This is a genomic window from Maricaulis sp. (genome assembly GCF_048268525.1).
GTDB lineage: Bacteria > Pseudomonadota > Alphaproteobacteria > Caulobacterales > Maricaulaceae > Maricaulis.
In genome coordinates, this window is sequence record NZ_JBLWVH010000003.1 from 126409 (window position 1) to 140216 (window position 13808).

Genomic DNA, 13808 nt, shown 5'->3' on the forward strand with positions numbered 1-13808 from the left:
CCGGTCAGCGCGCCGGGATGGTCTGGATGGTCGGGGTCAGGACTTCGCGCGGGACGGGGCGGGCGTGTTGGACGGGGCGGAATGGCTGGCGGTCTGGCTTTGTTGATGGGTTTCGATGGCGTCACCGATCCGGTCCATCGCCATGCCGCCGAGGAAGGTGCCGAGGCGGGCGGCTTCGGAGCCGGCTTCACAGATGACTTCATTGTCGACGCACCATTCGGACACTTTGGCCGAGGCATCAATCCGCGTCTCCGCCGTGTTGAACGGCAGATCCATCGCGTCGCCCGCAAAATCCTGCGGAACAAAGAAACTGACGACAGCGACCCAGAAGGCAGCGCGCAGCAGGAACATCATCTTCGACCTCATTCATGACCGAAACCGGGTGTACCGATCTCAATGCAGGATAGAGGCTAGGAAGAATTCTGAGTAATAGCGAGCGATTACGGGCTTTACCGAAAACGGTGTGCGAATTCGATCCGCGAATTTTGTGTAAAATTGTCGACAAATTCGATCTTGTCCCTGATCGGGACACGATTTGTTAAGGATTGGCCGGATTCCGCAAACCCATCCGCTCAAATTTGACTCAATTCGCGCTGCTTCCCAGACAGCGGCTGACATCCATCAGCGCGTGTTCGGCGATGCAGAAGCTGTCCTCATACATGAAATGACCGGCGGCGACGCATTGTTGCAGGTCCAGCCGGACCCAGGCGAGACAGCGCTCGACCACCGGATCGGACAGCAGCGCCTCGACCACCTGGTCGGTACGGGCCGGGTCGCCATTGTTCAGGGATTGCAGGGCGGCGACCGACAGGATGCGGCCAATGCGTTCGCGATCGGGATCGGGTGCGGCCTCTCCCACAGTCAGGGTCAGTTGCGGGGCGACCGACGGGCGGTCGGACAGGGGAACCGACTCGATGCGGTCAAACAGGGCCGAGGCCGGCAGGCCCTGGTCGAAGCCGCCGCTCAGCGTCATCAGGACCTCATCGGTCATGTCGATCGGCGCGCTGCCCATGTGCGACAGCTCGGCCAGGCGGTCGGTGCGGTCGCCATGGCTGCGATTGGCCCAGCGCTCGCTCTGCAGGTCATAGGCGGCAGCGCGGTAGCGGACCGACACATCCATGATCTCGGCGCTGTCGGCGGCCATCGCTTCGACGACCGAGGCCTGGGCTTCTTCCGACGAGGCAAAGCTGGTGGCATAGGTCGGGTCATACATCAGCCCGGTCATCGCGGCTTCGGGGCCGTAGTAATCGGCCAGCTCGCGCACTTCGTCGAGATATTCGGGATGGCGCGCGGCGATGATGGCAGCATAGGCGATCCAGGCGCGGACCAGGCGTTCCTCGCCATAAAAGGCGGTCAGCCGGTTCATGGCGTCGTCGAGATCCTGTCCGGAGGCGATCGGTGCCGAGTGGAGGTCCGCGATCACTGAATGATAGGCGGCGTATTCGCCGGCCGAGCGCTCGACAAGGCTGGGCTCGCGTTGTGCCGGCTGGTCCAGTTGCAGGACCGGAGCCGGAGCTGCCGCGTCGGCTGTCGGGGCCGCAGGGTCCGGCGCAGCGGCATCCTGGACAGACAGGCCCATACCCAAGCTCAGCGCGCCAATGGCGAGGACGGTCGTCAACATCACACAATGCTCCTTTGAACCCATTTCATACTGCCCCGGCTTGATGGCGCATCCAAGGGGCAGACGCGGCTGAATTTTCACGAGCCTTAGCGAATGCGACCGGTAAACGGACAAAGTTTAAGATTCAGCATTTGTTAACGTCGAAGGCGAAGATTCCGGAGAGCTACAAAAGCGAGTCGCACCGGTTCAAGATGAAGCCGAAATCGCCTGCCATAACAGCCTGGTTCGCACGCCAGGGCGGAACGCTGGTCAACCTGATATGGCTTGGCACGCTGGCGGCTGCCTTGCCGCGTCTGTGGCCAATCATTGACGGGACCGCGATTGAAAAATCGCTGCTCGTTGCTGCCATCGCTGCGCCGGCCCTTCTGTCCTTCATCCTCATCCCGCGCATGGACCGCGCTTTCGAGCGTTTCCTGCTGGCGCTGGTGTGGACCGGCTTTGCCGTCGGCGTGACCCTCACGGGGGGCGGTGTCACCGGCATCGGTGTGCTGGCCTTCCTGCTGGCCCCGGCCATGGCGGCCGCCTGCGGCGAGCGTGACGGTGTCATCAAGGCGGCGGCCCAGTCAGGCCTCGCGGCGATTGTTGTCAGCGTGTTGCACCTGACCGGCTTTGTCGCTCCGGCCCCGATGGCCGTCGAATTTCATTTGCCCTTCGTGCTGGGCTGCGTGCTCACCCTGTCGACCGGATTTGCCTTTGGTGCCCTGCGGGCCGTGCACGATGCTGACCGCGTCCGGGCCGAGGCAGAACGCGGCCGCGTGCGGGCCAAGGCCTTTGATGCCTCGCCCGTGCCGCTGGTCGCCTGCGATGCTGACGGGCATATCCTGGCCGCGTCCAAGGGGTTGCGTGACCTGTCACCCGGTCTGCCGCGCGATCTGAAAGGCCTGCCGCTGGCTGATCTCGGTTTCGACGATGATGATCGCGCCCAGCTGGCCGCCTCCGGTCGCCGTGCTGCATTGCGCGATGTCGAGGGCCCGCTGGTGGTCCGCGGCCAGCGCGGTCACAGCGAGGACGTGATCGTCAAGACGCGGCCGATCCATGGCGGTTCGGTCATCACCCTGTCCAAGGATAGCGGTCCGGCGCTGCAGGCCGCCCTGACCCAGGCCCGCCATGATCGCGAAGCGGCCGAAGAGGACGCGCGCGCCAAGTCGCAATTCCTGGCCTCGGTCAGTCACGAGCTGCGCACGCCGCTGAATGCCATTATCGGTTTTTCCGATGTCATGAAGGCGCGCCTGTTCGGGCCGCTGCCGGCGCGCTACGCCGAATATGCCGACCTGATCCATGAAAGCGGCCAGCACCTGATGGAGCTGATCGGCGACGTGCTCGACATGTCCAAGATCGAGGCCGACCGTTATGAGCTGGTCCGCGAGACCTTTGATATCGGTGAAGTGGTCAACCTGTCGGCCAAGATGATGCGCCTGCAGGCTGAAGAAGCCGGCATCAATCTCAAGATCAAGCGTCATGACGGCCCGCTTCTGGTCGATGGCGACCGCAAGGCGCTGCGCCAGATCCTGCTGAACCTGCTGTCCAATGCCGTCAAGTTCACGCCGAAGGGCGGTGCCATCGTGGTCATGGCCCGGGCCAGCGGTGGCCAGCTTGTGATGGCCGTCGGTGATAGCGGCGTCGGCATCGACCCGTCAGAAACCGCGCGCCTCGGCCAGCCCTATCAGCAGGCTACCAATGCGCGCGACATTGAAAAGCGTGGCACCGGCCTGGGTCTGTCCCTGGTCCGTGCCCTGTCGGAATTGCATGGCGGCTCGATGAATATCGCCAGCCGCAAGGGTGAAGGCACCACGGTGACCATCTCCCTGCCGATCCTCGCCGAGGACAAGGCCGAGGTTGAAAACCATCCCGGCCTGGACGTCCGCCAGCAGATCCAGCGCGCCCAGGAAGCCAGTCAGGACATGACGGTGGCGAAAGCGGACGTGGCCTGAGGGGCTGAAACTTTCGGTCGCCGACATCGCGCAGAGCGCGGTTCAACCCATAGAGCACTTGTCAGCCAGCGGGCCGTATCCGGTTCTCGAGGTCAAGGGCGCCGCAGGCGCCGCTTCGCGGTCGGGACCCTTGAGCTCGAGAACCGGATACGGCGATCTCTCGGCAAGTGATGTATGCGGTGTTGCGCGCTGACGCGCCGCTTTCGGAGACAAGGCCCCACATCATTTTTCCCGGACGCGCGTCGGCGCGATCCGGGACCAACGGGACTCTCATCGCCAGGAGGATGGGCTCGTCGGTCCCGGGTCTTCGCCCGGGAAAAATGAAGAGTGCTGTCGTCGCGAAGACAGCGCGACCTAGGCCTTCGGCTTGCGCTTCAGGGTCGCGCTTTTTTCGAACGGCTTGCCGCCATCCTTCTTGAAGCCGGGCTTTTTGCCGGCGGGCTTGTCATAGCCGCCGCCCTTTTTCTTGAAGCCACCGGCGGCCGGCTTGCGCTTGCGGGCCCAGGAGCTGTCCTCGCCCTTGTCGGGGCGGGCATTGGGATTGGTCAGGTCGCCGGCGGGACGGGCCTTGGCGGCCGGACGGTCATCGCCGGATGAGGCGGACGGCTTGTCGGCACGGGGACGGCGCGGCTTGTCGTCTTTCTTCCAATCGGACTTGTCGGCCCGGGGCTTTTTCTCCCAGGGCTTGTCATCGCCCCCGACCGGGCTGTCGGCGCGGTCGTAATCGGGCTTCGGCTTGCCCTTGAAGGGACGGTCGCCATCGGCCTTTTTGCCGTAGGGCTTCTTGTCCCCGTAAGGCTTCTTGTCGCCGAATGATTTCTTCTCGCCATAGGGCTTCTTGTCGCCATACGGCTTCTTCTCACCATAGGCCTTTTTCTCATACGGCTTCTTGTCGTAGCGCGGCTTGTCGCCACCACGATCGCCAGAGCCTTCACCATCGCGCTCGCGCTGGTCGTGCGGCTTGCGGTCCTCATAGGCGCGCGGGGCGCCGTCATCGCGATTGCGCTTGACCGGATAGCCGTCGCTGTCGGTTTCGCGATGGCGGGACTTTTCGCGGTGACGCATTTTCGGCGTGCGGGCGTCGGTCGGGCCATCATTGGGACCGGCGCGTTCCATCTGCGAGCCGTCATCCGGTGTGACGCGGATATTGTTCTCGCCGCCGCCATTTTCAGCCAGTGCCTTGGCGAAGCGGTCGGCATGTTCGGCGTCGATCTCGAAGCGGGTCTCGCTCTCGCCGATCTGGATCGAACCGATCTCACGCTTGGTGACATGGCCGAGGCGGCAGATCAGTGGCAGCAGCCAGCGCGGCTCCGCCTTGGCCTTGCGGCCAGCCGACATGCGGAACCAGACACTGGCCTTGAAGTTCTCGCGCGGCTTGCGCTCGGGACGGTCATTCTGCGCTGCGGGGCCGGACAGCAGGTCCTCGGCAGACGGAAGGGTCGCCAGGCGGGCCCGCAGGAAAGCGGCGGCCAGCTGTTCGGCAGTGAATTTCTCGAGCAGGGCGTCGGTATCGACCTTCATCGCCTCGTCGATCTCTTCGGTCAGGATCGGGTCGGCCATCAGGCGTTGGCGGTCACGGGCGCGGACATCGTCCGAGCTCGGCGCCTCGGCCCATTCGGCCTGCAGCTTGGCGTCGCGCAGAAGACGGTTGGCGCGGCCGCGGCGGGTGTGCGGCACGATGATCGCGCAGACGCCCTTGGCGCCGGCCCGGCCGGTACGGCCCGAGCGGTGCAGCAGCACGTCGGAATTGGTCGGCAGGTCGGCATGGATGACCAGTTCCAGACCCGGCAGGTCGATACCGCGCGCGGCGACATCAGTCGCGACACAGACGCGGGCACGGCCATCGCGCAGGGCCTGCAGGGCGTGGGTGCGTTCCTTCTGGGTCAGCTCGCCGGACAGGGCCACGGCGGCAAAGCCGCGATTGCCGAAACGGGCGGCCAGACGGTTCACCGCTTCGCGCGTGGCGCAGAAGATGATGGCGCGCTCGGCATCGTAATATCGCAGCACATTGATGATCGCATTCTCGCGATCGGACGGGGCGACTGACAGGGCGCGGTATTCGATGTCGGCGTGCTGGCCGCGCTCGGAGACGGTCGAGATGCGCAGCGCGTCCTTCTGGAAGCGGCGGGCAATGTCGGCGATGGCGCGCGGCACGGTGGCCGAGAACAACAGCGTCCGGCGCGACGCCGGTGCGGCGTCGAGAATGTATTCTAGGTCTTCGCGGAAACCGAAATCGAGCATCTCGTCGGCTTCGTCCAGCACGACGGCCTTGAGCTGGGACATGTCCAGCGCGCCGCGCTCGATATGGTCGCGCAGGCGGCCCGGCGTGCCGACCACGATGTGACAGCCGCGCTCCAGCGCTCGCCGTTCGGTGCGCGGATCCATGCCGCCGACACAGGAGGCGATGCGGCCGCCGGCCTCGCCATAGAGCCAGGACAGTTCACGCTCGACCTGCAGCGCCAGTTCGCGTGTCGGTGCCACCACCAGCGCCATCGGCAGGTCGGGCATGTTGAAATTGGTATCGTCGCCCAAAAGCGTCGGAGCCATCGCCATGCCGAAAGCGGCGGTCTTGCCGGAGCCGGTCTGGGCCGAGACCAGCAGGTCGCGCCCGTCAGCATCTTCCGCGATCACAGCGGACTGGACTTCGGTCAGGGCGGCATAGCCCTTTTTCTCGAGCGCAGCGGCAAGCGCCGGCGCAATGCGGGGATTCAAGGTCATATAAAGCTGTTTCCAGTGCCAAAATGCCGGCCACACCCATCAGTGACCGGGTTCCATCAGTGTCCCGGTAAGGACGCCGAGAGGGCGACTGGCCGGAATATGCGGGGCTTTAGCACAGGATAGGCGGCAAAGGCCAATGAAGCGGCAGCAGGACGGGCATGCAGATGTGGAGGTGAGCGGCGAACGGGTGGTCGGCAGGTCATGAGAGCGGGGCACAGATCCCCAGATGATTGGGCCAGGCGTCGCCCAAAATTTCCAATCCGGGTCCGGCCCGGTTACCGCCTGCCACGGCAAGTCTGCGTTCTGACTGATTTATTGTTTGCCACAGGAACGTTCTGTGGTGGAATATTCGTTCGCATGACATTCTTGCTGTGTCGATCCGACTGCTTGATCGGCCCCGCTACCGGAGCATTTGCGTTGGATAGACATCCCGCCGGCTCGGAGCCCAGACGCTTCCTGATCATCGATGATGACGAGCTTGATCGGATGGTGATCGAGCACAAGCTGGGTCAGCTGGAGCCGGGTGCGGTGTGTTGCCACGCGGCGACCGCGGATGAAGCGCTTCGCCTGGTCGCCCGGGATGCGGTTTTTGACGCTGTATTCGTTGATTTTGCGATGCCGGACGAGGACGGGCTGAGCACCATTCGCGCGCTGCGGCGGCAAAGGGCGCTCGAGCTGGTGCCGGTGATCATGGTCACCGGGACCGCAGACCCGGTGCTGGCTGCGACGGCCATCATCGAGGGAGCAGATGCCTATCTTGGCAAGGAGGACATGACCGACTCGCGGTTTGCCTGGGCGCTCGTCAGCGCGACCGAGCGGGCGAGATTGCGCCGGGAGGCCCGGGCCAAGGAGGTCGCGATGCGTGAATTTGCGTTCAACGCGGCGCATGATCTCAAATCACCGCTGAACGGGATTACCGGATTTGCCGCGCTGCTGGCGCAAGCCGTCGGGGGTGTCTCGCCCCAGGCCCGGGAGTTTGCGGCAAAAATCCGGACCCAGGGTTTCAAGATGGCGGAATTGATCGACTCGATGCTGGACTACGCGATTGCCGGTGAAGCGATCGGCGAGACCCCGGTCGTCGCCCTGCAGGAGGTCGTCGATGATGCCGTCGCGTCGACCCGGGCCGAGCTGGACGCGATCGAGGCCAGCATTCGTGTGAGCGTGACCGGACAGGCGCCCATGGATCGCGTCCAGATCGAGCGCGTCTTGCGCAATCTCATTCTGAACGCGGTCAAATACCGGTCGTCGGCACAGACGGAGATAACGATCCGGACCCGCGACGAGGCCGGTGGCGTGGCTGTCGAGGTCGCCGACAACGGGCTGGGCGTTGCGGCCGATCTCCGGGACCGGATTTTCGAACCCATGCAGCGGGCGCACCAACAATCGGCTGACGGTCACGGCCTTGGCCTGGCAATTTCCCGCAAGATCATCAATGCCCATCGCGGTCGGATCTGGTGCGAGGCAAGACCCGACGGCGGCAGTCTGTTTACCTTCACCCTGCCAGAGGCCTGACCTGATGGCACAGGCTGCGCCGTCTCTCCTCTCCGACCTGATCATCCGGGCCGGGCGTTATCGCGGACATCTGGTCCTGGCGCTGATTTCGCTCGCGATCTGCGTCACCGTCATGATCGGCTGGAAGCTGGGTCTGGAAACAGTGGTCCGGCTGTCGCCAACCCTGTCGCCGATGCAGTTCAACACGGCTCTGGCGCTGGCGCTGGTGGGCCTGGGGACGATCGCCGGGAGTTTGCGGTATCGCATGGCGGCGGGGCTCCTGGCGGGATTGGGAGCCGGCATTGCCGGCATCAGCCTGCTGGAAAACGTGACCGGTTTCGATCCGGGGCTGGACGAGTTGTTTCATGCCCACCAGTTTGTCGAACCGGGCGCGGCCCCCGGCCGGATGTCGCCCAACTCGGCGCTGGCGATCCTGTTGATGGGCCTGGCCATCTCCCTGCCGCAAATCCGGGCGTCGCACCGTCCACTACCGGGCGCCGCCATTGCCGGCTTCGTTTGCAGTGCGGCGGCGATCGGCGCGATCGCAGCCTCGGTGATCGGTTATCTGATCGGTGCGGCGGAAGTTTTCGGCTTCGTGCCGGAAACGCGGATGGGTGTGCTGACGACGATCGCGGCGTCCTGTCTGGGGATACCGATCTGCGAGTCGATGCTGGTGGCCCTGCTGCGGCGGCGCCGTTTGCCGATGGTCGGCCTGCTGGGCGGTTTCGGCCTGGCCTTGATGATCGTGCTCGCATCTTCGAATGACGCCATTCGCGACGATGCCCGCAATGCCCGCCGCGCCCAGCTTGAACTCGAACTGGGATATGTTGCGCGCCAGCTTTCGGGAACCATTACCGACCGGATTCTGGCGGTGGAACGAATGGCCCGGCGATGGGGGCGGGTCGGCGGTCTGTCAGAGGATGAGTGGCGCGCCGACGCGCTGCGCTACGCGGCTGACCATCCGATGATCCAGGCCGTCAGCTGGGTCGGGACGGATGGCATACTGGCCTGGGTGGAACCGGTGGCCGGCAATGAGCAGGCAGTCGGCCTCGATCTGTTCAGCTTTCAGGACCGGCGCACTGTTTACGAGCGCGCCCGCGACAGCGGCAGGACGGTTGCAACGCCCGTTGTCGACTTCGTGCAGGGCGGGAGCGGATTTATCGCCATGTCGCCGGTCTATCTGCGGAGCGGTGAGTTCGACGGTGTCATGAATGCCGTGTTCAACTTGTCCGAGGTCGTCTCGGCCATGCCGGTTTCGCCGGTGCTGAGTGAGGTGGATCTCATCCTCGCGGACACGACGGCCGAGATGGTGATGTGGGATCAGGTCCAGGTCATGGATGGCGCGTTTTTCGTCGGCATTGGACAGGACGCCGCAGGCGTGCTGCAACCGCAACAGGTGATTGCCGATCTGGTGCTGGTCCTCGGTCTGATTTCGGGCGGGCTGGCCTTGCTTGCCTCCGGCGCCTTTCTTCTCTCACTGTCGCAAAACCGGCAGATCGCCCAGGCGAACCGCGAGCTCGAACAGGCCAATTCCGAGCTCGACAGCTTTGTCTATCTGGCCTCGCATGACCTGAAATCGCCGATGCGCGGCATCCGGCAATTGGCGGACTGGCTCGAGCAGGACATGGCCGAGAACTTGTCGAATGATGCGCGACGATATCTCGGACTGATCCACTCGCGGATCGGTCGCCTGCAGGACCTGCTGGATGCACTGCTGGAATTCTCCAGAATCGGGCGCAATGCGATGGTGCTGACGCGCGTCGAAGTGCTGGAGGAAGCCCGACGCATCGTCGCTCTGCAGGATCTCCCGGAGACGTGGACACTCGACATCAGTGGCGATGAGCTGAGCGTGGAGACCGACAAAAACCTGCTCTTTGTGATTGTGGCCAATCTTGTCCGTAATGCGGTCAAACATCATGATCGGGAGGTCGGGCATCTACAGGTGAGCGTGACCCGCGAAATTGATGACTGGACGCTCACTGTGACCGATGACGGGCCGGGGATTCCGCGCCAGAAGCACGCTCGGGTCTTTGAGATGTTCCAGACTCTCAAGTCCAAGGACGTTGTCGAGGGCAGCGGCATGGGATTGGCGATTGTGTCCAAGGCTGTGGCGCGTTTGGATGGCGATGTTCATGTCGAATCGGATCCGGCCACCGGCCGCGGATCCCGTTTTATTGTTCAATTTCCGCTTGTGGTGGGGGAAGCTGATGCATCTCAATCGTGACGTTTCCATCCTGCTGGTCGAGGATGATGATATCGACGCCGAGGCCGTTTCCCGGGGTCTGCAACAGGCCCGGGTTGCCAATCCGGTTGTACGGGCCCGCAATGGCGAGGAAGCGCTTGCCATCCTGCGGAAGGACGGTGGAGGTGCGGGCATCCGGCCGCCCTACCTTGTGCTTCTCGACCTGAACATGCCGGTGATGAACGGTATCGAATTCCTCAGAGAGCTGCGCGCCGATCCGGCGCTGACCCGGGCCGTGGTGATGGTGTTGACCACCTCGAACGCCGACAGGGACCGCCTCGCAGCGTTTGATCACCATGTCGCCGCCTATATCCTCAAAGCGCGCGCCGGCAAGGAATTCGAGGCTGCGGTCAAGCTGATCGGGCACTATTGGCGCTACGTCGAATTTCCCGACTGATTCCGGCTGGCGTTGAACGCCGGGGCCGCCCCCCGGCAATCAGTATGAGATCAATCTGGCTGATGAGCTCCGGACAGGATGGGGCCGGGCGCGGCGAGGTGCTGTCCCTGGCGCCTGCGTCGTCACCCTTCCGTCTCGCCTGGTGGTGCCGGGGGCGGTTGGCGGTAGTCATTGGCGGCCATAAAACGCTCTGACACAATATTGCCAAATTGAATGTCGAGGTTCCGCGTGCCATCTTGAAATAGTGGAGGGAGAAATGCTTAATCTTGCACTCGCCTTTTTCATCATAGCACTGGTTGCGGCGATCCTGGGATTTGGCGGTATCGCCGCCGGCGCGGCTTCGATCGCCAAGATCATTTTCGTTCTGTTTCTCGTACTCTTCGCGATATCGCTTGTGACCGGCCTTGTGCGCCGCCGCGGACCGAGCCGATAAACCAACGACACTTTTTTGTTTTTTCATTCTTCAAGGAGGAGATTCCATGTTCAGGAAAGCCATCCCGCTTGCCATTTCATTCACCGCGCTGGCCCTGGCCGGTTGCACCGACGGCGAGGCCGAGAATGCCGGCGAGGAAGTCGATGACGTCATCGAGGACGTCACCGGCGAGGACAGTGACCGCTTCGAGGAAGCCGGTGAAGACATTGACGACGCCTCTGACGAGCCGTCCTGACGCTTGAACCGGGGTCCGCTCACACCGTGAGAGGTCCGGTCAAGAAAGGTCGCCCCGCCGGCTCTTGCTGGCGGGGCGCTTTTCGTTTCGGGCGCGGGCACAACGGACCCCGCAGGCCGGTGAGGCGGGCGAAAACCGGGCCGTTCTCGCCTGTTCGGCCCGTTTGGGCGCGGCAAAAGCAGTCTTTCTCGACGAACGACATTTTGTGGAGGTCGGATGACAAGGGTTTCAATATTTAACCCGAAGGTCAGCGGCTAGGCTGTCTTGATGATGTCGAGACCCCAAAGCCTGTTCGCACCGGACCCACTGACTGCTCCGAAAATCGCCAGCCAGCACATGACCATTGTCCTGGCGGTGTTCTGGGCCGTGGTTGCCTTCTTCACCGTCGTTGTGAGTTGGGCCGACTACTCGGCCTCACCGGGCCGGATGATCCGGCTGGTGCCTGTCACAATGGCGGGCGGCTTTCTCTGCTTCCTGCTGGCGGACTTCATCCGCCGTGGCCAGGGCGAGCACTGGCGCCGTAGGGCGGTCACGACCGGCCTGGCAGTCGGCGTTGTAGCGCTGGTCTATTCGGTGATCAATCTGATGTTCCTGGCCGAATGGACCGATGAGCCACTCGAGTACGGAATGCTGGGCGGAGTTGGCCGTCAATGGCTGGTCGATGTCGGCATTTTCACGGCCTGGTGTGGTGTCGTCCTGCTGCTCGATTCGCGTGGCAAGGTGACGCCGATGGGCCCGGATCGTTCGGCCGGTCGTCGGTCGCGGCTTCGCCAGGTGTTGAAATCAGTCGGTCTGCCGACGCCGCTGACGACCGGTCGTTTCGACGGGATCAAGGCGTCCACCCTGTGGCGGTTCCAGCTGTCCTTCTGGATCGCCAACCTGCTGTTCACCTTCCTGTCCACCTCGGCAGTTGTCGAGGAGCTGACCAATCTCTGGCGGAATGTCGTCATCGAAGCGGGCGGTCTGGCGGTGACATACCTGATCCATGTCGCGGTGCTGCGTCCCACGCGTCAGCTTGAGCTGCCGATCCGCTTCGGTCTCGCGCTGGGCAGTTCCATGCTGGCGACCTGTTTCTACATTGTCGCCATGTGGCTGTTGTGGTTCGAGGTCTTTCCGACCGGTCTGACCATCAACGGGATCGAGCCGCGCGGCTGGTCCGGGCTGACCGGGATCGCGCCGCGGTGGTTCGTGTTCAACATGCCGACCTTCATTGCCTGGTCCGCGATCTATCTGGTGCTGGAGTCCTTTGGCCGGATCCGGGCCCAGGAGCGCCAGATTTTCGATTCCGCGGTGCTGGCCCAGGAAGCCCAGCTGAAGATGCTGCGCTTCCAGCTGAACCCGCATTTCCTGTTCAACACCATCAACGCGATCTCCTCTCTGGTCATCGACAACCGCAATGACGAGGCCGAGAGCATGCTGGGCCGGCTAAGCGGCTTCCTGCGCTTTGCCCTGAAGACCTCGCCCGATGATCGCGTGACCCTGAAGGAAGAGCTGGATGCGCAGACGCTCTATCTGGGTATCGAACAGGCGCGTTTCGACAGCCGGCTGCGGGTCCGGCACGACATCCAGCCGGGACTGGATCGCGCCATCCTGCCGTCATTGATCCTGCAGCCTGTGCTGGAGAATTCTGTCAAATACGCCGTGTCCCGGTCGCGCACCTGCGTGACGGTCGATATCCGGGCGCGCCGGTCCGGCGATGACCTGCTGCTGGAGATTGCCGACAGCGGTGGACCGGACATGCCGCAGAGCGAAAGCACCGGCGTCGGCCTGGCCAATATCCGGGCCCGGCTCGACGTGCTGTACGGCGAGCGGGCACGGCTTGACGCCGGACCGGTGGAGACCGGCGGCTTCATGGTCAGCATCCGCCTGCCGATCGAATTTGCCCCCGAGGAAGAGGAGCCGGAAGGAGAGGCCAGACATGCGCATATTGATCGTTGACGATGAACGGCTGGCCTCGCGCCGTCTTGAAGTCCTGCTGGCCCGCCGTCCGCAATACGAGGTGGTGGGCGTCGCCCGGGACGGTGACGAGGCGCTTCAGGCCATCGAACGCCATCGGCCGGACGTGGTGCTGCTCGACATTCACATGCCCGGCACCGACGGTCTCGTCGTGTCAAAGAAGCTGGCCGGGCCCGACACGCCTGCGGTCATCTTCGTGACCGCCTTCGATCACCACGCGGCCGCAGCTTTCGAGTCGGCGGCCATCGACTATCTCCTGAAGCCGGTTCGTCCCGAACGCCTGGAAGCGGCCCTCAACCGGGTCCGAAACCTGCTCTGCCTGCAGGACGCGCAATCGCGGGTCGGCGAGCTGGAATCGGTCGTCTCCGCCCTGCGTGGTGGAGAGGAGGTGGGCGAGGATGTGATCTGGGTCAAAAGCCGGGAGGGCATGGTCCGTATCCCGACCCGGACCATCGACTGGGTCGAGGCGGATGGTGATTATGTGCACCTGCACTGCCGGAGCCGGTCCTGGCTGCACCGCGAAACACTGTCGGCGATGGAAAAGACGCTGGGCGACCGGCTCTTCGTGCGGGTGCATCGTTCGGCGATCGTCAACAAGCGCCGCATCGCCGTCTCCTCGACCACCGAACATGGCGGCCGCATTGTCCGTCTTGATACCGGCGCGGTGGTACGGGTCGGGCGTTCCTATGGTGCGGCCTTGCGCGCGGCACTGGGTCAGACCACCGACTGACCGCCTTCCCGGTCAAATCCAGCCAGCCACACAAAAAAGGGGGGCGAACCCTCA

At 63.8% G+C, this 13808-nt stretch carries 11 protein-coding genes; 8 read left to right on the forward strand and 3 right to left on the reverse strand.

Annotated elements, in window-relative coordinates; genetic code table 11:
• Nucleotides 1–36: 36 nt before the first annotated feature.
• The gene (locus tag ACN0X9_RS02930) at nucleotides 37–354 is read right to left on the reverse strand and encodes a hypothetical protein (RefSeq protein WP_417486137.1); all 318 of its coding nucleotides are present in this window, start codon (nucleotides 352–354) and stop codon (nucleotides 37–39) included.
• 229 nt (nucleotides 355–583) lie between these two features.
• Nucleotides 584–1621, reverse strand: coding sequence for a hypothetical protein (locus ACN0X9_RS02935; protein WP_417486138.1), 1038 nt, complete (start codon nucleotides 1619–1621; stop codon nucleotides 584–586).
• Nucleotides 1622–1812: 191 nt separating this feature from the next.
• Between ACN0X9_RS02935 and ACN0X9_RS02940 the strand changes: the two genes are divergently transcribed.
• Complete coding sequence (locus ACN0X9_RS02940; protein WP_417486139.1) at nucleotides 1813–3552, forward strand: ATP-binding protein; 1740 nt, start codon at nucleotides 1813–1815, stop codon at nucleotides 3550–3552.
• 354 nt (nucleotides 3553–3906) lie between these two features.
• On the opposite strand, the gene ACN0X9_RS02945 is transcribed toward ACN0X9_RS02940, so the two are convergent.
• The gene (locus ACN0X9_RS02945) at nucleotides 3907–6270 is read right to left on the reverse strand and encodes a DEAD/DEAH box helicase (RefSeq protein ID WP_417486140.1); all 2364 of its coding nucleotides are present in this window, start codon (nucleotides 6268–6270) and stop codon (nucleotides 3907–3909) included.
• 417 nt (nucleotides 6271–6687) lie between these two features.
• Here ACN0X9_RS02945 and ACN0X9_RS02950 point away from each other — a divergent pair, with 417 nt between their 5' ends.
• From ACN0X9_RS02950 to ACN0X9_RS02980, 7 genes are all read left to right on the forward strand, one after another.
• On the forward strand, nucleotides 6688–7782 hold the full coding sequence (locus ACN0X9_RS02950; RefSeq protein ID WP_417486141.1) for an ATP-binding protein: 1095 nt from the start codon (nucleotides 6688–6690) through the stop codon (nucleotides 7780–7782).
• A 4-nt stretch (nucleotides 7783–7786) separates the two neighbouring features.
• Nucleotides 7787–9985 (forward strand): sensor histidine kinase, encoded by a 2199-nt coding sequence (locus tag ACN0X9_RS02955; RefSeq protein ID WP_417486142.1) that lies wholly within the window; start codon nucleotides 7787–7789, stop codon nucleotides 9983–9985.
• Nucleotides 9969–10400, forward strand: coding sequence for a response regulator (locus tag ACN0X9_RS02960; RefSeq protein ID WP_417486143.1), 432 nt, complete (start codon nucleotides 9969–9971; stop codon nucleotides 10398–10400). Before ACN0X9_RS02955 ends, ACN0X9_RS02960 begins: the two co-directional genes overlap by 17 nt.
• Before the next feature lie 256 nt (nucleotides 10401–10656).
• On the forward strand, nucleotides 10657–10833 hold the full coding sequence (locus tag ACN0X9_RS02965; RefSeq protein WP_417486144.1) for a DUF1328 domain-containing protein: 177 nt from the start codon (nucleotides 10657–10659) through the stop codon (nucleotides 10831–10833).
• Nucleotides 10834–10879: 46 nt separating this feature from the next.
• Nucleotides 10880–11068 carry a hypothetical protein gene (locus tag ACN0X9_RS02970; RefSeq protein ID WP_417486145.1) on the forward strand — a complete coding sequence of 63 codons (189 nt, stop codon included), beginning with the start codon at nucleotides 10880–10882 and terminating at the stop codon, nucleotides 11066–11068.
• Between the two features lie 267 nt (nucleotides 11069–11335).
• The gene (locus ACN0X9_RS02975; RefSeq protein WP_417486146.1) at nucleotides 11336–13006 is read left to right on the forward strand and encodes a sensor histidine kinase; all 1671 of its coding nucleotides are present in this window, start codon (nucleotides 11336–11338) and stop codon (nucleotides 13004–13006) included.
• Nucleotides 12987–13754 (forward strand): LytR/AlgR family response regulator transcription factor, encoded by a 768-nt coding sequence (locus ACN0X9_RS02980; protein WP_417486147.1) that lies wholly within the window; start codon nucleotides 12987–12989, stop codon nucleotides 13752–13754. The genes ACN0X9_RS02975 and ACN0X9_RS02980 overlap by 20 nt, the downstream gene beginning before the upstream one ends.
• Nucleotides 13755–13808: the final 54 nt, after the last annotated feature.